This window comes from Streptomyces sp. NPDC047841, assembly GCF_040704085.1.
GTDB classification, from domain to species: domain Bacteria; phylum Actinomycetota; class Actinomycetes; order Streptomycetales; family Streptomycetaceae; genus Streptomyces; species Streptomyces argyrophylli.
Genome location: NZ_JBEYRP010000004.1, coordinates 314576 through 333028, shown reverse-complemented (window position 1 = coordinate 333028; position 18453 = coordinate 314576). Strand labels below are relative to the sequence as shown.

General features: G+C 73.0%; 13 protein-coding genes. 6 read left to right on the top strand and 7 right to left on the bottom strand.

Annotation, left to right across the window (positions count from 1 at the left end; genetic code table 11):
- Positions 1–25 precede the first annotated feature (25 nt).
- Positions 26–1675: a M4 family metallopeptidase gene (locus tag AB0947_RS08350; RefSeq protein WP_366749479.1), complete on the bottom strand. Its 1650-nt coding sequence runs from the start codon at positions 1673–1675 to the stop codon at positions 26–28.
- Positions 1676–1825: 150 nt separating this feature from the next.
- On the opposite strand from AB0947_RS08350, the gene AB0947_RS08345 reads away from it, so the two are divergent.
- Positions 1826–2254 (top strand): gamma-glutamylcyclotransferase family protein, encoded by a 429-nt coding sequence (locus tag AB0947_RS08345; protein ID WP_366749478.1) that lies wholly within the window; start codon positions 1826–1828, stop codon positions 2252–2254.
- Position 2255: 1 nt separating this feature from the next.
- Here the strand turns inward: AB0947_RS08345 and AB0947_RS08340 are convergent, their stop codons facing one another.
- The 3 genes from AB0947_RS08340 to AB0947_RS08330 form a co-directional block, all read right to left on the bottom strand.
- Complete coding sequence (locus AB0947_RS08340) at positions 2256–3116, bottom strand: arylamine N-acetyltransferase (RefSeq protein WP_366749477.1); 861 nt, start codon at positions 3114–3116, stop codon at positions 2256–2258.
- 53 nt (positions 3117–3169) lie between these two features.
- Positions 3170–5515 carry a molybdopterin oxidoreductase family protein gene (locus AB0947_RS08335; protein WP_366749475.1) on the bottom strand — a complete coding sequence of 782 codons (2346 nt, stop codon included), beginning with the start codon at positions 5513–5515 and terminating at the stop codon, positions 3170–3172.
- A 103-nt stretch (positions 5516–5618) separates the two neighbouring features.
- Positions 5619–6299, bottom strand: coding sequence for an ElyC/SanA/YdcF family protein (locus AB0947_RS08330; RefSeq protein WP_366749474.1), 681 nt, complete (start codon positions 6297–6299; stop codon positions 5619–5621).
- A 152-nt stretch (positions 6300–6451) separates the two neighbouring features.
- On the opposite strand from AB0947_RS08330, the gene AB0947_RS08325 reads away from it, so the two are divergent.
- The 5 genes from AB0947_RS08325 (at position 6452) to AB0947_RS08305 (ending at position 13211) form a co-directional block, all read left to right on the top strand.
- The gene (locus AB0947_RS08325) at positions 6452–7216 is read left to right on the top strand and encodes a sirohydrochlorin chelatase (protein WP_366749473.1); all 765 of its coding nucleotides are present in this window, start codon (positions 6452–6454) and stop codon (positions 7214–7216) included.
- A gap of 69 nt (positions 7217–7285) precedes the next feature.
- Positions 7286–8560 (top strand): deoxyguanosinetriphosphate triphosphohydrolase, encoded by a 1275-nt coding sequence (locus AB0947_RS08320; protein ID WP_366749472.1) that lies wholly within the window; start codon positions 7286–7288, stop codon positions 8558–8560.
- Between the two features lie 104 nt (positions 8561–8664).
- Complete coding sequence (locus AB0947_RS08315) at positions 8665–9930, top strand: FAD-dependent oxidoreductase (protein ID WP_366749471.1); 1266 nt, start codon at positions 8665–8667, stop codon at positions 9928–9930.
- A gap of 47 nt (positions 9931–9977) precedes the next feature.
- A complete protein-coding gene (gene dnaG, locus AB0947_RS08310) occupies positions 9978–11882 on the top strand; it encodes a DNA primase (protein ID WP_366749470.1) in 1905 nt (634 codons plus the stop codon).
- Between the two features lie 111 nt (positions 11883–11993).
- Positions 11994–13211, top strand: a complete 1218-nt coding sequence (locus tag AB0947_RS08305; RefSeq protein WP_366749469.1) for an RNA polymerase sigma factor — start codon at positions 11994–11996, stop codon at positions 13209–13211.
- 32 nt (positions 13212–13243) lie between these two features.
- Here the strand turns inward: AB0947_RS08305 and AB0947_RS08300 are convergent, their stop codons facing one another.
- The 3 genes from AB0947_RS08300 to AB0947_RS08290 all read right to left on the bottom strand — a co-directional run bounded on the left by AB0947_RS08300 (position 13244) and on the right by AB0947_RS08290 (position 18450).
- The gene (locus AB0947_RS08300; protein ID WP_366749468.1) at positions 13244–15172 is read right to left on the bottom strand and encodes an ABC transporter ATP-binding protein; all 1929 of its coding nucleotides are present in this window, start codon (positions 15170–15172) and stop codon (positions 13244–13246) included.
- Positions 15172–16905, bottom strand: coding sequence for an ABC transporter ATP-binding protein (locus AB0947_RS08295; protein WP_366749466.1), 1734 nt, complete (start codon positions 16903–16905; stop codon positions 15172–15174). Before AB0947_RS08295 ends, AB0947_RS08300 begins: the two co-directional genes overlap by 1 nt.
- A 105-nt stretch (positions 16906–17010) precedes the next feature.
- On the bottom strand, positions 17011–18450 hold the full coding sequence (locus tag AB0947_RS08290; RefSeq protein WP_366749464.1) for an FGGY family carbohydrate kinase: 1440 nt from the start codon (positions 18448–18450) through the stop codon (positions 17011–17013).
- Positions 18451–18453: the final 3 nt, after the last annotated feature.

Genomic DNA, 18453 nt, shown 5'->3' with positions numbered 1-18453 from the left:
ACCCGCCGGGGGAGGCCGCGCCGGTTCAGTTCACGTTGACCGCGCTCCAGGCGGCGGCCACCGCGTTGTACTCGGTGCTGCCCGCGCCGTAGAGGTCCTTGGCCGCGTTGAGGGTGGCCGTGCGCGCGCCCGCGTAGTTGGTCGAGGAGGTCATGTAGACCGTCAGCGCCCGGTACCAGATCTTGCCGACCTTGTCCCGGCCGATGCCGGTGACCGGGGAGCCGTTGTACGTCGGCGAGTCGTAGCTGACGCCGTTGATGGTCTTGGCTCCGCTGCCCTCGGCGAGCAGGTAGGCGAAGTGGTTGGCGACGCCCGAGGAGTAGTGGACGTCCAGGTTCCCGACCGACGAGCTCCAGTAGTCGGCCGAACTGCCGTCCTTGGACGGCTTGTCCATGAAGCGCAGGGCCGCCTTGCCGAAGCCGGGCTTCACGATCTTCTCGCCGATGAGGTAGTCACCGGTGTCGGAGGAGTTGTTCGCGTACCACTCCACCATCGTGCCGAGGATGTCGGAGGTGGCCTCGTTCAGCCCGCCTGACTCGCCCGAGTAGGTCAGCGCGGCGGTCTTGGACGTCACGCCGTGGGTCATCTCGTGCCCGGCGACGTCCAGGGCGACCAGCGGCCCGAAGGTGGTGCCGTCACCGTCGCCGTAGGTCATGCAGAAGCAACTGTCGTCCCAGAAGGCGTTGTTGTAGTTGCTGCCGTAGTGGACGCGGTTGTACGAGCCCTTGCCGTCGCCGGCGATGCCGTTGCGGCCGTGGACGTTCTTGTAGTAGTCCCAGGTCTCGTTCGTGCCGTACTGGGCGTCGACGGCGGCCGAGGCGCGGTCCGCGGTGGTGCCCGAGCCCCAGTGGTTGTCGGCGTCCGTGAACAGGGTCGCGGGGGCCCGGCTGAAGCAGATGCCGAAGACGCACAGGTCGGTCTTGTTCTCGGCGTCACCGGTGTAGGTGTTGCCCCGCGTCGGGTCCTTGAGCTGGTACGAGGTCCCCGACTGGGTGGTCTCCAGCGCGACCGTGCCGCTGTAGAGGCCGGTGCCGTCGCCGGTGGCCGTCTCGATGCTGTCCCAGGCGTCGATCTGCGCGCCGGTGCGCGCGTCGGTCAGCACGGTGCGGGCGACGGGGTTGCCGAGTGAGTCCAGGCCGGCCGCGTCGGTGCGCCAGGCCAGCTTCGGGCTGCCGTGTAGGGCGTCGACCACCAGCACCGGCTTGGCCTTGGCCTGCTTCAGCGTCGTGCCGTGGTGGGCCGCGCGCAGGGCGCTCACCGCGAGGCCGGCGGCCTTGGGGCCGGAGACCCGAGGGGTGACGGAGGGCACGGAGATCGCCTGCCGGGTGGCGCGGTCGGCGCCGCGGTAGGCGCCGTCGGGGGCGAGGTGGACGACGAAGTCGCCGCTCAGGACGGGGAGCTGACGGTAGGTGCGGTCGTAGCGGACGTGCTGGGTGCCGTCCTTGTCCACGACCACGTCCCGGACGCTGGTGTCCTGGGGCGCGGTGAGGCCCAGGGCCGTCGCGTGGGCCAGGAGGGCCGAGGCCGCGTTCCGGACCGCGGTGGCCCGGGTCGGTCTGGCATCGGCGTGGGCGGCGGGGGAGAGGGCGACGGCCAGCAGGGTCGCGGTGGTCAGGGCGACACCGGCGGTGGCTGTGCGGCGGTTTCCTCGGACGTGCTGCCGTATCCGGCTCATCTGTCTCCTCGGGGAGGCGCCAGGCTGGGAGTGGGGATGGCGCTGACGTGTCACCGAGATTTAAGAGGGCATGACATGTCATGTCCATAGCGCGTTCATGGAACTTCGGGGAGATGTGTGGGGAGCCGGCGAGGGTCCAGAATCGTTCGCGTGACCGCCGAGGACCCCCGACCCCTGCCCTTCTTCGTCTACGGCACCCTCCGCCCCGGCGAGGCCAACCACGACCTCTACCTGCGCGGCCGCACCCTCGCCGAGGAACCCGCCCGCCTCAGCGGCGCCGTGCTGTACGACGGCCCCGGCTACCCCTACGCCGTCGAGGAGCCCGGCGGCACCGTGCGCGGGGAACTGGTGACCGCCCGGCCCGAGGCGTACGCGGACCTGCTGGCCGCCCTGGACCGGCTGGAGGAGTACGAGCCGGACGGCCCCCGCAACCTCTACGAACGCCTCGCCCGGGACGTCGTGCGCACCGCCGGCGGCACCGTCCGGGCCTGGGTCTACCTGGCCGCCCCGCGCGTCGCCGCCCGGCTGCGCGCCACCGGCACCCGCATCACGGACGGCGACTGGCTCTCCCGCCGCTGAGTCAGGACAGCAGGGTGACCCCCTCGGGCACCTCGATGCCGAACTCCTCCTCCACCAGGCGCCGCGCCTCCGCCTCCCCGGCCAGCGTGCGCCCGCTCACCGTGCCGTCGGCGCGCGTCTCGCTGAACCGGGCGCCGTCCAGGGCGAGATGGCGATCCGCGGTGGTCCGCTGGAGGTACGGACGGCGGGTGAACGGGGACCGGGGGTGGGTGCCGACGAACCAGTTGAACACCTCCAGGTCGGACGCGGCGAACGGCTCCTGGGTGAACGCGTACTGACCGGCCCACGCCCCTTCCCCCGGGCCGCCGCGCGGGTCGTGGGCCTGCAACTCCCACAGCTCCAGCGGCCCGTCGTGCGGCAGCCGCACCAGCCGGTGCCGGCGGCCGGCGCCCTCGAACTCGGTGCCGGTCACCAGCGGCACCGGCAGCAGCAACGCGCCGGGCGCGCCGAAACCGACGTCCGCGAGGTACGGCAGCGGCTCGCCGGGCACCTCGACCCGGAGCATCGCGTGCGTCCGGGGCCGGCTCTCCGGTGTCCGCGCGCCCACCACGACCCGCGCGGCCAGCTGGACCACCCGGAAACCGAGCGCCTCCAGCGCCAGCCGGAGCAGGATGCCGTGCTCGTAGCAGTAGCCGCCGCGCCGGCCGTGGACCATCTTGGCCATCAGGTCGGCGGGCGCGAGGGAGGGAGCCCTACCCCGCACCGGGTCCAGGTTCTCGAAGGGCAGCGACAGCGCGTGCGCCAGGTGCACCCCGCGCAGGGTGGCCAGGCAGGCCCGCCGCTCGCCCTTCCAGCCGATGCGGTCGAGATAGGCGTCGAGGTCGTACGGCTCGCTCTGCTCGCTCAGGTCGGTGTCGGACATACCCCGAACCTACGCGAACGCCACCCCCTCGCGCCTCGGCCGGCGGACCGGCCTCACTGGTCCGCCGGACCCAGAACCTCCACCCGCACCGCGCACGACTTGAACTCCGGCATCCGGGACGTCGGGTCCAGGGCCGGGTTGGTGAGCGTGTTGGCGCGGCCCTCGCCCGGCCAGTGGAAGGGCATGAAGACCGTGTCCGGCCGGATGGCACCGGTGATCCGCGCGGGCGCGACGGCCCGGCCGCGCCGGGACACCACCGCCACCCGGTCGCCGTCGGCCGCCCCCAGCCGGGCCGCGAGCCGCGGGTGCAGCTCCACGAACGGGCCGGGCGCCGCCGCGTTCAGCTCCGCCACGCGCCGGGTCTGCGCCCCCGACTGGTACTGCGAGACCACCCGCCCGGTGGTCAGCAGCAGCGGGTACTCGGCGTCCGGCTCCTCGGCCGTGGCCCGGTGCACCACGGGCACGAACCGGGCCCGGCCGTCCGGAGTGGCGAAACGGTCGAGGAACAGGCGCGGGGTGCCGGGGTGCACGACGGCCGGACCGGAGCCCGCCACGGGGGCGCCGGGGAGCGGGCGGGCACCGGGGTCCGCCGGGGGGTGGCCGGGCAGGGCGTCGCGGCTGGTGCCGGCGTCCCCCGTGGTCCCGGCCGCAGCCGTCAGGATGTCGGAGTCCGCCGTGATGGGGGCGGGCGGCACGTCAGCGGTGCCGCCGGGGTCCGCCGCCGGGTCGTCCGGCAGCGGGACCGGGACCGGGTCCTCGCCGTCTGCCACCCCCGTACCCCCCGTCGCACCCGGAACCTCCGGGCACGGCCAGAAGACGCCGTCCTCCTCGGCCAGGCGGCGGTAGGTGATGCCGGAGTAGTCCGCCGGGCCGCCGGCGCTCGCGCGGCGGAGTTCCTCGAAGACCTCCTCCGGGTCGGCCGGGAATCCCTTCTCCACCCCGAGCCGGTCGGCCAGTTCACGCAGGACGTACAGGTCGCTGCGGACGCCGGGCGGGGGAGCGACGGCCTGCCGGCGCAGCAGCACACGGCCCTCCAGGCTGGTCGTCGTGCCCGTCTCCTCCGCCCACTGGGTCACCGGCAGCACCACGTCCGCCAGTTCCGCCGTCTCCGACAGGACGACGTCGGCCACCGCCAGGAAGTCCAGCGAGCGCAGGCGCTGCTCGACGTGGGCCGCGCGCGGGGCCGACACCACCGGGTTGGACCCCATCAGCAGCAGCGCCCGGACGTCCGTGCCGAGCGCGTCGAGGAGCTCGTACGCGCTGCGCCCGGGACCCGGCAGGCTGTCCGGGTCCACGCCCCACACCCCGGCCACGTGCCGCCGCGCCGCCGGGTCGTCCAGCTTGCGGTACCCGGGCAACTGGTCGGCCTTCTGCCCGTGTTCGCGTCCGCCCTGCCCGTTGCCCTGCCCGGTCAGACAGCCGTACCCGGAGAAGGGGCGGCCCGCGCGGCCGGTCGCCAGGCACAGGTTGATCCAGGCGCCCACCGTGTCCGTGCCCTTGGACTGCTGCTCCGGCCCGCGCGCGGTGAGCACCATCGCCGCCTCCGGCTCGCAGAACATCCGCACCGCCTCACGCAGTCGCGGCACCGGCACCCCGGTGATCCGCTCCACGTACTCCGGCCAGTGCGCCATCGCCGCGGCCCGGGCCTCCTCCCACCCGGTGGTCCGCTCCCGGACGTACTCCTCGTCCGTGCGCCCCTCGGCCACCACCAGGTGCAGCAGCCCCAGCGCGAGGGCGAGATCGGTCCCGGGCCGGGGCGCGAGGTGCAGGTCCGCCTGCTCGGCGGTCCGCGTCCGGCGCGGGTCGACGACGATCAGCGTGCCGCCGTTCTCCCGCAGCTCCGTGAAGAACCGCAGCGCCGGCGGCATGGTCTCGGCGAGGTTGGACCCGACGAGGATCACGCACCCGGTCCTCGGGACGTCCTCCAGCGGGAACGGCAGCCCCCGGTCCAGGCCGAACGCCTTCGTACCGGCCGCCGCCGCCGACGACATGCAGAACCGGCCGTTGTAGTCGATCTGCGAGGTGCCCAGCACCACCCGGGCGAACTTGCCGAGCGCGTACGCCTTCTCGTTGGTGAGCCCGCCCCCGCCGAACACCCCCAGCGCGTCGGCGCCGTACCGCTCGCGTGTCGCCCCGAGGCGCTCGGCGATCCGGTCCAGCGCCTCGGGCCAGCCCGCCTCCACCAGCCGGCCGCCGTCGCGCACCAGCGGCGCGGTCAGCCGTACCGCGGGCGACAGCACCTCGGCCGCCGTACGGCCCTTGCCGCACAGCGCGCCCCGGTTCACCGGGAAGCCGGAGCGCTCGGTGACCTCGACGCCTCCCCGGGGCAGGGGCGTGATGTTCATCCCGCACTGCAGGGCGCAGTACGGGCAGTGGGTGGGCGTCGAGGTGTTCTCCATGCCGCCCAGCGTGCGTCGCCTGTGTTACGGCCCCGGGCCGCCCCCGGTTACACGCCCGGCACGGCGGCCTCCCCGCGCCGGACGGCGGGCCGTGAGGCCGCGGTCACCGGCCGGCGGCCAGCGCCCGCGCCACCCCCGGCTCCCTCGGTCCCAGGAACGTCGGGTCCGGCTGGAAGACGGCGTCCAGCACCGCCTTGCCCGCCGCGAACACCTCCCGCGTCCCGCCGTAGTACCAGGTCGCGTCGTGCTCGGCGTCGACCCCGACCCCGTACGAGGTGACCCCCGCCGCCTCGCACAGGGCCACCGCCCGCCGGATGTGGAAGCCCTGGCTGATCAGCACCGCCCGGTCCACCCCGAAGATCTTCTTCGCCCGGACGCAGGAGTCCCAGGTGTCGAACCCGGCGTAGTCGCGGACGATCCGCGCGTCCGGCACCCCGTGCTGCGTGAGGTAGGCGCGCATGGCGTCGGGCTCGTCGTAGTCCTTCCGGCTGTTGTCCCCGGTGACCAGCACCACCTCGATCCGCCCGGCCCGGTACAGCGAGGCCGCCGCGTCCAGCCGGTGCGCGAGGTACGGCGAGGGCTGCCCCTGCTTCCACAGCCCCGCCCCGAACACCACCGCGACCTCGGTGCGCGGCACGTCCGCCGTCGTCCGCAGCCGGTCCGCCGTCGACACGTACAGCCAGGCCGACGGCAGCAGCGCCAGCACGCACCCGGCCATCACGGCACGCACCAGCCGCCGCTGCCCGGTCCGCGTGCGCGGCCACCGCGGTCGGCGCATCCTCATACGGCCCCCCGTGCTCGCTCCCGACCAGGAGGACGCCGCAGGCGCCGTCCCGGTTCGCCTCACACCGCGCATCCGTACGCCGTGAACCCGAGGAAAACACCGGTGACGGCCGTGCAACGGGCACGCAACGTCTCCCGGTCAGGATCGATGCCATGACGGCGTCCACCCCCCTGCGCACCGGCGGCCGGCTCCTCGCCCCGCCGGCCCTCGTGCTGGTCGCCCACGGCAGTCGGGACCCCCGGGCGCTCACCACCGTGCGGGCCCTGCTGGACCGGGTCCGCGCGCTGCGCCCCGGCCTCCCCGTCCACCTGGGCCACATCGAGCTGAACGAGCCCCTGCTCTCCGGCACCCTCGCCGCCCTCGGGGACACCCCGGCCGTCCTCGTCCCGCTCCTCCTCAGCAGGGGCTACCACGTGAAGCGGGACATCCCCGAGACGGCGGCGGCCGCACCGGTACGCGCACGCCTGGCCGCCCCGCTCGGCCCCCACCCGCTCCTCGCCGAGGCCCTGCACGCCCGCCTCCTCCAGGCCGGCTGGCCCGCGGCCCCGGACGGCACCACCCGCCGCGAGGCCGCGGTCGTCCTCGCCGCGGCCGGCTCCCGCGACCCCGACTCGGCCGCGGACACCCGGCACACGGCCCGGCTCCTCTCCGCCCGCCTGGGCGTCCCGGTGCTCCCCGCGTACGCCTCGGCGGCGACGCCGACGGTTCCCGCGGCCCTGCGCGCACTGGCGGCACGCGGCCGGCACCAGGTGGCGGTGGCGTCGTCCTTCATGGCACCGGGCCGCTTCGCGACCCGGTGCGCGGCCCAGGCCCCCTGGATCGCGTCGGCCCCGCTGGGAGCCCACGAGGCGATGGCGCGCCTGGTCCTGCACCGCTACGACCAGAGCCTGACGGAAACGTCCACGGCAGCCGCCTGACAGGCCACACCGCACCCGCGCCCGCCGGCGGAAGCCGGCCCGGCGCCCGACGGGGCTTACTGTCGACGCATGGAAGGCACCGCACTGCCCACGGCATACGACCCCACGTCAGTCGAGCGCTGGGCGCCCGAACCCGACAAACGCCCGGGCCGCACGGCCTTCCAACGCGACCGCGCCCGCATCCTGCACTCCGCCGCCCTGCGGCGGCTCGCCGGCAAGACGCAGGTGGTGACCCCGGGCACCAGGAGCCAGGTCTGGGACGCCAGCCCCCGCACCCGCCTCACCCACTCCCTCGAATGCGCCCAGGTCGGCCGGGAACTGGGCGCCGCACTCGGCTGTGACCCCGACCTGGTCGAGGCGGCCTGCCTCGCCCACGACCTCGGTCACCCGCCCTTCGGCCACAACGGCGAGACCGCGCTGAACGAGTTCGCCGACGACTGCGGCGGCTTCGAGGGCAACGCCCAGTCCCTCAGGCTCCTCACCCGCATCGAACCCAAACGGTTCACCCCCGAGGGCTCCGTCGGCCTCAACCTGACCCGCGCCACCCTGGACGCGGCCACCAAGTACCCCTGGCAGCGCGGCGCCCACCCCACCGACCCGGCGTCACGGAAGTTCGGCGTGTACGAGGACGACCGCCCGGTGTTCGACTGGGTGAGACGGCACGCCCCCGGCACCCGCACCTGCTTCGAGGCACAGGTCATGGACTGGTCGGACGACGTCGCCTACTCGGTCCACGACGTCGAGGACGGCCTGCACGCCGGCCACGTCGACCCCGGCTGCCTGCGCGCCGAGCCGGAACGGCAGGCGGTGTTCGAGGCCGCCCTCGGCCGGTACGTCCCCGCGGACACCGACCCCGCCGAACTCGCCGCCGCCCTCGACCGCCTCCAGGACGAGGAGTGGTGGCCGCACGGCTACGACGGCACGGCGGTCGCCCAGGCCCGGCTGAAGGACGCCACCAGTCAGCTCATCGGCCGGTTCTGCCTGGCCGCCGAGGCCGCCACCCGCGCCGCGTGGGGCACCGGGCCGCTCACCCGCTACGACGCCGAACTCGTCGTACCCCGGGGGACCCGCATGGAGTGCGCCGTGCTCAAGGCGGTCGCGGACCGGTTCGTGATGCAGCGCGCCGAACAGGAGCGGCTCCGCGCCGACCAGCGGGTCATCGTCGCGGAGCTGGCCGGGGCGCTGACCGCCCGCGCGCCCGAGGGCCTGGACCCCCAGTTCCGGGCGCTGTTCGACGCGGCGGACGACGACAAGGCGCGCAAGCGGGTGATCGTGGACCAGATCGCCTCCCTGACCGACGCCTCGGCGCTCTCCCTGCACGCGAGACTTACGGGGCATATGTGAGAGGAACATGACCCGCCATGGCCTGATCGGGTCACACCCTCTTCCCGCAGCACGCCGCGTGCGGGACGCTCGCATGTGGCGGCACCCTTACGAGGAGGCATCAAGTGGTCGACGCGGATCAGACGTTCGTCATCGTGGGAGGCGGTCTCGCCGGCGCCAAGGCGGCCGAGACGCTCCGGGCGGAGGGCTTCACCGGCCGGGTGATACTGATCTGCGACGAACGCGACCACCCCTACGAGCGCCCGCCGCTGTCCAAGGGCTACCTGCTGGGCAAGGAGGAGCGGGACAGCGTCTTCGTGCACGAGCCCGCCTGGTACGCCCGCAACGACGTCGAGCTGCACCTCGGCCAGACCGTGGACCGGATCGACCGTACGGCGAAGACGGTCCGCTTCGGTGACGACGGCACGATCGTCCGCTACGACAAGCTGCTGCTGGTCACCGGCGCCGAACCGCGCCGCCTGGACATCCCCGGCACCGACCTGGCGGGCGTCCACCACCTGCGCCGCCTCGCGCACGCCGAGCGCCTCAAGGGCGTCCTGCAGCACCTCGGCCGGGACAACGGGCACCTGGTGATCGCCGGCGCCGGCTGGATCGGCCTGGAGATCGCGGCGGCGGCCCGGGGCTACGGCGCGGAGGTCACGGTGATCGAACCGGCGCCGACCCCGCTGCACGGTGTGCTCGGCCCCGAGCTGGGCAACGTCTTCGCCGCGCTGCACCGCGAGCACGGCGTCCGCTTCCGCTTCGGGACGCGGCTCACCGAGATCGTCGGCCAGGACGGCGTGGTCCTCGCGGCCCGCACGGACGACGGCGAGGAGCACCCGGCGCACGCCGTCCTCGCGGCGATCGGCGCGGCACCCCGGATCGCCCTCGCGGAGGCGGCCGGCCTGGAGATCGCCGACCGGGCGCACGGCGGCGGCATCGCCGTCGACGAACGGCTGCGCACGTCCGACCCCGACATCCACGCGGCCGGCGACGTGGCGTCCTTCCCGCTCGCCCTGTTCGGCACCCGGCTGCGCGTCGAGCACTGGGCGAACGCGCTGAACGGCGGCCCGGCGGCGGCACGCGCGATGCTGGGCGAGGAGGCGGTCTACGACCGGGTGCCGTACTTCTTCACCGACCAGTACGACCTGGGCATGGAGTACAGCGGCTGGGCGCCGCCGGGGTCGTACGACGAGGTGGTGATCCGGGGCGACGCGGGGAAGCGGGAGTTCATCGCGTTCTGGGTGAAGGAGGGACGCGTGCTGGCCGGGATGAACGTGAACGTGTGGGATGTCACAGAGCCCATCCAGAAGCTCATCCGTTCCCGGGCCCAGGTGAACGTCGAGGCGCTCTCCGACCCGCACGTCCCCCTCGACAGCCTCACCCCGTGACCTCCGCGGGCGCCGGGACTGTCACCGCGCCCCCGTAGAATTCACGCGTGGCAGGACGGATCAACGACGAGGACGTGAAGGCGGTACGGGACGCGGTCCCGATCGACGCCGTGGTCTCCGAGTACCTCCAGCTGCGCAACGCGGGCGGCGGCAACCTCAAGGGCCTGTGCCCGTTCCACGACGAGAAGTCGCCGTCCTTCCAGGTCAGCCCCAGCAAGGGTCTCTTCCACTGCTTCGGCTGCCAGGAGGGCGGCGACACCATCACCTTCGTGATGAAGGTGGACCACCTCTCCTTCTCGGAGGCGGTGGAGCGGCTGGCCGCGCAGGCCGGCATCACGCTGCGGTACGAGGAGGGCGGGTACAACCCGGCCCACCAGCGCGGTGAGCGCATCCGCCTGGTCGAGGCGCACAAGATCGCCGCCCAGTGGTACGCCGAGCAGCTCGCCACCAGCCCCGAGGCCGAGACCGGCCGGGTCTTCCTCGCCGAGCGCGGCTTCGACCAGGCCGCCGCCGTCCACTTCGGCGTCGGCTACAGCCCCCAGGGCTGGGACCACCTGACCCGCTACCTGCGCGGCAAGGGCTTCACCGACAAGGAGCTGGTCCTCTCCGGCCTCGCCCAGGAGGGCCGCCGGGGACCCATCGACCGGTTCCGGGGCCGGCTGATGTGGCCGATCCGGGACATCGGCGGCGACGTCGTCGGCTTCGGCGCCCGCAAGCTGTACGAGGCCGACAACGGCCCGAAGTACCTCAACACCCCCGACACGCCGATCTACCGCAAGAGCCAGGTGCTGTACGGCATCGACCTGGCGAAGAAGGAGATCGCGAAGAGCAGCCGCGCGGTGGTGGTCGAGGGCTACACCGACGTCATGGCGTGCCACCTCGCCGGTGTGACCACGGCCATCGCGACCTGCGGCACGGCCTTCGGCGGCGACCACATCAAGATCCTGCGCCGGCTGCTGATGGACAACGGCTCGGCCCGGGTGATCTTCACCTTCGACGGTGACGCGGCCGGGCAGAAAGCCGCCCTGCGCGCCTTCGAGGACGACCAGAAGTTCGCCGCCGAGACGTACATCGCCATCGCTCCGGACGGCATGGACCCCTGCGATCTGCGCCTCGCCAAGGGCGACGAGGCCGTGGCGGACCTCGTCGAACCGCGCACGCCCCTCTTCGAGTTCGCGCTCCGCCAGATCGTGAGCCGCTACGACCTCGACACCCCGGCGGGCCGCGCCGCGGCCCTGGACGAGGCCGCGCCGATCGTCGCCCGGATCAAGAACAGCGGCGCCCAGCACGAGGTCGCCGTCGAACTGGCCGGCATGCTCGGCATCCTCGACACCCAGTTCGTGGTCCGCCGGGTGGCCCAGCTGGCCCGCTGGGCGCGCGACGGCAAGGGCCCCCAGCAGCAGGACCGGCGCCGCCCGGCCGACCAGCAGTGGACACAGGCACCCCGCCCGGCCGGCTCGGGGCCTGCCCTGACCCTGCGCAACCCGGTCTTCGCCGCCGAACGCGAACTGCTCAAACTCGCCCTCCAGCGCCCCGAACTGGTCTCCCCGGCCTTCGACGCCTACGGCGTGGACGAGTTCACCGCCCCGCCGTACGCCGCCGTGCGCCAGGCCGTCGCGGAGGCGGGCGGCGCCGAGTACGGCGTGCCCGACCCGCAGGAGTACCTGGTCCGCGTCCGTGAGGCGGCGCCCGACGACACCGTGCGCGCGATGGTCACGGAGCTGGCCGTCGAGCCGATCCTGCGCCGCACGGTGGACGAGACGTACGCCGGCACGGTCCTCGTCCAGATCCGCCGCCGCGCCGTGGAACGCCGCATCCGCGACATCCAGTCCCAGATGACCCGCCTGTCCACCGCCGGCGACCCGGCCCAGCTGGCCGCCGTACAGAACGAACTCTGGATCCTCCAGCAGTACGACCAGGCGCTGCGCGAACGGGGCGCGGAGGCGCTGTGACGCGGGGCCGGCCCTCCGCGGGGTTGCCGGTCGCATAGTCCCACGAGACGAGTAACCGTCCGGTGACGGACCGGACGCAAAAAGTCACCGCACGCCCCTCGTGGCGGGCTTGTGTCGTACTCCACACTGGGGGCGGTGCCCGAGCCTCGGAGCGCACGCTGCCGCACACCTTCAGCAGCGATCATCCTGGAGGTCGCCCCCGTGCAGACCCAGACCCTCACCCAGACCGACAGCAGCACCAGCGCCACCGTCATCGCCGCGGACGACGACCCGGACGCGGAGGCGGACGTCCTCGCGGCCGTGCCCCCGCAGAGCCGTGCCGGCCTGCACCCCGAGGCGGAGCCGCCCGCCGAGGCGCTCGCGGACGAACCCGAGGAGCCCGTCGAGGTCCCCGCCGTCGCCCGGGCCGAATCCGGCGGGCCCTCCGCCGACCTGTTCCGCCAGTACCTGCGCGAGATCGGCCGCATCCCGCTGCTCACCGCCGCCGAGGAGGTGGAACTGGCCCGCCGGGTGGAGGCCGGTCTGTTCGCGGAGGAGAAGCTCGGCACCACCCCCGATCTGGACAGCGAACTCGCGCTGGACCTGGACCGGCTCGTCGTCATGGGCCGCATGGCCAAGCGCCGGCTCATCGAGGCGAACCTGCGGCTCGTCGTCTCCGTGGCCAAGAGGTACGTCGGCCGCGGCCTGACCATGCTCGACCTCGTCCAGGAGGGCAACCTCGGGCTCATCCGGGCCGTGGAGAAGTTCGACTACGCGCGCGGCTACAAGTTCTCCACCTACGCCACCTGGTGGATCCGGCAGGCCATGTCCCGCGCGCTCGCCGACCAGGCCCGCACCATCCGGGTCCCGGTCCACGTCGTGGAGCTGATCAACCGGGTCGTGCGGGTCCAGCGGCGGATGCTCCAGGAGCGCGGCTACGAGCCGACGGCGGAGGAGGTCGGCGCCCATCTGGACCTGCCGCCCGAGCGGATCGGCGAGGTGCTGCGGCTCGCCCAGGAGCCGGTGTCGCTGCACGCCCCGGTCGGCGAGGAGGACGACGTCGCCCTCGGCGACCTCATCGAGGACGGCGACGCGGCGAGCCCCGTCGAGTCCGCCGCCTTCCTGCTGCTGCGCGAGCACCTGGAAGCGGTGCTGTCCACGCTGGGGGAGCGCGAGCGGAAGGTCGTCCAGCTCCGCTACGGCCTGGCCGACGGCCGCCCGCGCACCCTGGAGGAGATAGGCCGCATCTTCGGCGTGACCCGCGAACGGATACGGCAGATCGAGTCCAAGACGCTGAACAAGCTCCGGGACCACGCGTTCGCGGACCAGCTGCGGGGCTACCTGGACTGAGGGGGCCGCCGCCGCGCAGCGGCCCCCCGCGCCTAGTCGACCTCGGCCACCGCCTGCGCGAACTGCGCCTTGTACAGCCGGGCGTAGGCGCCGTCCGCCGCCAACAGCTCCGCGTGCGCGCCCTGTTCGACGATGCACCCGTTCTCCATCACGAGGATGGTGTCCGCGTCCCGGATGGTCGACAGCCGGTGCGCGATCACGAACGACGTACGGCCCGCCGCCAGCTTGGCCATCGCCTTCTGGATCAGCACCTCCGTCCGCGTGTCCACGGAACTCGTCGCCTCGTCCAGCACCAGGATCACCGGGTTGGACAGGAACGCCCGCGCGATGGTGATCAGCTGCTTCTCACCGGCGCTGACGCCCGTGCCCTCGTCGTCGATCACGGTGTCGTAGCCGTCGGGCAGGGTGCGGATGAAGCGGTCCGCGTGGGCCGCCCGGGCCGCCTCCTCGATCTCCCCGCGCGTGACCTCGCGGGAGGCGCCGTAGGCGATGTTCTCCGCGATGGTGCCGCCGAACAGCCAGGTGTCCTGGAGCACCATGCCGATCCCGGCCCGCAGCTCGTCCCGGGTCATGCCGCGGATGTCGACCCCGTCCAGGGTGATCCGGCCGCCGGAGACGTCGTAGAACCGCATCAGCAGGTTGACCAGCGTGGTCTTGCCCGCGCCGGTCGGGCCGACGATCGCCACCGTGTGCCCCGGCTCCACCGTGAGCGACAGGTCCTCGATCAGCGGCTTCTCGGGGTCGTACCGGAACGACACGTGCTCCAGGCGCACCCGCCCGCGCAGCTCCTCGGGCCGCTCGCCGCGCACCGGATCCGCCTCCTGCTCCTCCGCGTCCAGGAGTTCGAAGACCCGCTCGGCCGAGGCGACACCGGACTGCACCAGGTTCGCCATCGACGCGACCTGCGTCAGCGGCATCGAGAACTGCCGCGAGTACTGGATGAAGGCCTGCACATCGCCGATGGACAGGGCGCCGGACGCGACCCGCAGACCGCCGACGACCGCCACCAGCACGTAGTTCAGGTTCGACACGAACATCATCAGCGGCTGCATCACACCGCTGTGGAACTGCGCCTTGAACGCGGCCTGGTACAGCGCCTCGTTCTGCTCGGCGAACTGCCGGGCCGACTCCTCCTGCCGCCCGAACACCTTCACCAGGGTGTGCCCGGTGTACATCTCCTCGATGTGCGCGTTCAGTTGGCCGGTGGAGCGCCACTGCTGCACGAAGTGCGGCTGCGACCGCTTGCCGACCCGGGTGGCGACCACGAACGACAGCGGCACGGTCACCAGCGCCACCAGCGCCAGCAGCCAGGACACCCAGAACATCACCACGAGCACGCCGACGATGGTCAGCACCGAGTTGATCAGCTGGCCCATCGACTGCTGGAGCGTCTGCCCGATGTTGTCGATGTCGTTGGTCGCCCGGGACAGCACCTCACCGCGCTGGCGCTTGTCGAAGTACGACAGCGGCAGCCGCGACAGCTTCGCCTGCACGTCCCTGCGCAGCCGGTACATCGTGCGGTTCACGGCCCGGTTGACCAGCCGCGTCGCGACCGCCATCAGCAGGCCGGCGACCAGGAACACACCGAGCGCGAGCAGCAGGACGTGCCCGACGGCGTCGAAGTCGATGCCCTTTCCGGGCGTGAAGTCGGTGCTCCTGAGCACGTCCGCGATGCGGCCCTGGCCACGCTCGCGCAGGGAGTCGAGGACCTGCTCCTTGGTGGCGCCGGCCGGGAACCGCCGGCCCACGATGCCCGCGAACACCAGGTCGGTGGCCCGGCCGAGGATCTTCGGGCCGATCACGCTCAGGCTCACGCTGATGACCACGCACAGCAGCAGGCCGTAGATCGTGAGGCGTTCCGGTTTGAACTGGGCGACGAGCCGTTTGCCCGACCCCTTGAAGTCCATCGAGCGCTGGTCGGGGCCGCCCCCGGCCATCATGCGTCCCATGGGCCCGGCCATCAGGCGGCCTCCGCTTCCGTCAGCTGGGAGAGCACGATCTCCCGGTAGGTCTCATTGGATGCCATCAGCTCGGCGTGCCGGCCGGAACCGACCACCCGGCCCTCGTCCAGCACGATGATCCGGTCCGCGTCCCGGATGGTCGCCACCCGCTGGGCGACGATCACGACGGTCGCCTCGGCGGTCTCCCGGCCGAGCGCGGCGCGCAGGGCCGCGTCCGTGGCGTAGTCCAGCGCGGAGAAGGAGTCGTCGAAGAGGTAGATCTCCGGGCGCTGCACCAGCGTGCGGGCGATGGCGAGGCGCTGCCGCTGCCCACCGGAGACGTTGGTGCCTCCCTGCGCGATCGGCGCGTCCAGACCGCCCTCCAGCTTCCGCACGAAGTCGGCGGCCTGCGCCACCTCCAGCGCGTGCCACAGCTCCTCGTCGGTGGCGTCCGGGTTGCCGTACCGCAGGTTGGTCGCGACGGTGCCCGCGAACAGGTACGGCTTCTGCGGCACGAGCCCCACCGTCCGGGCGAGCAGGTGCTGCTCGACCTCGCGGACGTCCACGCCGTCCACCAGGACCTCGCCCTCGGTGGCGTCGAACAGCCGGGGTACCAGACCCAGCAGGGTCGACTTGCCGCTGCCGGTGGAGCCGATCACGGCGGTCGTCTGCCCCGGCCGGGCCACCAGGTCGATGGACTTCAGCACCGGCTCCTCGGCACCCGGGTAGCGGAAGCCCGCGCCCCGGATCTCCAGGTGCCCGTGCGCCCGCAGCTCGGTGACCGGGGCCGCCGGCGGTACGACGCTCGAATCGGTCTCCAGGACGTCCTGGATGCGCTCGGCGCACACCTCCGCGCGCGGCACCATCATGAACATGAAGGTGGCCATCATCACGGACATCACGATCTGCATCAGGTAGGCGAGGAACGCGGTGAGGTCACCGATGGCCATCCCGCCGCTGTCGATCCGGTGGGCGCCGAACCACACGACCGCGATGGACGACAGGTTCACCACCGTCATGACGATCGGGAACATCAGGGCCAGCAGCCGGCCGGTGGCCAGCTGCATGTCGGTCAGCTCGCCGTTGGCCTCCCCGAACCGGCCCTGCTCGTACTCGTCCCGGACGAAGGCGCGGATCACCCGGTTGCCGGTGATCTGCTCGCGCAGCACCCGGTTCACCGTGTCCAGCCGGACCTGCATCGCGCGGAACAGCGGACGCAGCCGGCGCACGATGAGCGTCACCGAGATGCCGAGCACCGGCACCACCGCGACCAGTACCCCGGACAGCGGCACGTCCAGACCGAGGGCCAGCACGATGCCGCCCACGCACATGATGGGCGCCGAGACCATCAGGGTGAACGACAGCAGGACCAGCATCTGGACCTGCTGCACGTCGTTCGTCGTACGGGTGATGAGCGAGGGCGCCCCGAAGTGACCCACCTCACGCGCGGAGAACGACTGCACCCGGTCGAAGACGGCACCGCGCACGTCCTTGCCGAGCGCGGAGGCGGTCCGGGCGCCGTAGTACACGGCACCGATGTTGCACACCACCTGCACCAGCGAGATGCCGATCATCAGGGCACCGAAGGACAGGATGTAACCGGTGTCACCCTTCACGACACCGTTGTCGATGATGTCCGCGTTCAGAGTGGGCAGGTAGAGGGTGGCGCAGGTCTGCAGGAACTGCAGCGCCACCAGCAGGGCGATGGGTTTCTTGTAGGGCCTGAGATAGGTCCGCAGAAGTCGTATGAGCACGCTGGGTCTCTCGGAGTCGGCGACAGGGGCTGGTCGGTTGCCCTTGGCCCCTATCGTCGGACACTCCACCGGCGTTACCTCAACCGATTAACGCGCCGCCGGTCCTCAGGGGCGGAACGCCCCCGGATGGGTCTGCTCCCGCACGGCCGTGTACTGCTGACGCACCGCCTGCCCCACGGCCAGCTCCTCGCCGGGCTCCAGCACCTGCGCCGCCGCGCCCTGCCAGGCCGGCGGGGTGCGCGGGTCGAGTGTGCCCTGCGACACGCCGAGCGCCCAGGCCGCCTGCCGGGCCGCGCCGATCGCCGTGTAGTCCGCGGGCTGCGGTACGACGACCTGCGCGCCGAACAGCGACGGCGCCGACGCCTGTACGGCGGGCAGCTCGGCGGCCGGGCCGAGCAGGAAGATCCGGCGCACGTCCACGCCCCGCCCGCGCAGCACGTCCAGCGCGTCGGCCAGCCCGCACAGCATGCCCTCGAACGCGGCCCGCGCCAGGTGCTCCGGCTTCATCGACTCGCGCCGCAGCCCGGCGAGGGTCCCCGCGGTGTGCGGCAGGTTCGGTGTCCGCTCACCCTCCAGGTACGGCAGCAGCACCAGCCCGTGCGCGCCCGGTGTGGACTTCATCGCCAGCTCGGACAGGCTCTCCAGATCCGGCAGGCCGAGCAGTTCGGCGGCGCCGCGCAGGGCGCGTACGGCGTTCAGGGTGGTGACGACCGGAAGGTGCATGCCGGTGGCGTCGGCGAGGGAGGTGATCATCCCGGACTGGTCGGTGAGCGCCTCGGGGTGCACGGCCATCACGGAGCCGGACGCCCCGAGGGACACGACCGCATCCCCCAGCCCGATGCCGAGCCCGAACGCGGCGGCCATGGTCTCCCCGGTGCCGGCGGAGATCAGCAGGCCCTCCGGGGTCGTACCGGCCGCGTCGGACGGGCCGATCACCTCCGGCAGCACCGCCTGGTGACCGAGGGCCAGCTCGACCAGGTCGGGCCGGTAGGCGCCGGTGGCGGCCGACCAGTAGCCGGTGCCGGAGGCCCCGCCGCGGTCGGTGGTCCGCCGCACGGGGCGCCCGAGGAGCTGCCACACCAGCCAGTCGTGGGCCTGGAGCAGGACGGCCGTGCGCAGCGCGTTCTCGGGCTCGTTCTTCGCGAGCCAGCGCAGCTTGGTGACCGGCTGGGCCGCCTGCGGGACGGATCCGACCGCCTGCGCCCAGGCCTCCCGGCCGCCGAGCGCGTCCACGAGGTCGGCGGCCGCGACCTGGGCGCGCTTGTCGCCGCCGACCATCGCGGGACGCACGGTGTTGCCCTGGGCGTCCAGCGGGACCACCGCGTTCTGCTGGGACGACACGCCGATGGCCTGCACGCCCTCCAGCAACCCGCCGCCGGCCGCCTCACCGAGTGAGAGCAGCCAGACCTGCGGGTCGACGTCGCTGGGCCGGCCCTCGACCGGGTGCGGGGCGTACCCCTGCCGTAGTACGGCACCGGTGTCCGTGTCGCAGACCACGATGCGTGTGAAGTCCGGTGAGCTGTCCAAGCCGGCGACTATCCCCATGCG